The sequence below is a fragment of the Leisingera sp. ANG49 genome, from assembly GCF_059694505.1.
Window position 1 is genome coordinate 1 of record NZ_JCATZN010000068.1, and the last position, 344, is coordinate 344.

General features: G+C 66.0%; 1 protein-coding gene. It reads right to left on the reverse strand.

Annotated elements, in window-relative coordinates:
- The coding region (locus tag AC58NV_RS23765) for a calcium-binding protein (RefSeq protein WP_497229333.1) at positions 1-344 on the reverse strand (344 nt) is incomplete at both ends.

The following is a 344-nucleotide window of genomic DNA, read 5'->3' on the forward strand; positions in this document are numbered from 1 at the left end:
GCGCAGCGTGTCATCGCCCAGCCCGCCCCTCAGCAGGTCCCCCTCCCCACCGCCGGCCAGTTCGTCAAACTCTGCATCTCCATCCAAGGTGTCCGCGCCTTCGCCGCCTCTGAGCACGTCACTTCCGCCGCCGCCGCTGATGCTGTCATCGCCGTCGTCACCGTTCAGCGTATCGGAACTGCCACCACCAAAAAGAACGTCGCTGTCCCGCCCCCCAAACAAGGTGTCGCGGCCGCTCCCGCCGGCCAGGGTGTCGCTGCCATATCCTCCGTAAAGCAGGTCCGCACCGCTTTCGCCAAAGAGCACGTCAGCACCGTCATTGCCGGATAGCCAGTCGTCGGCCA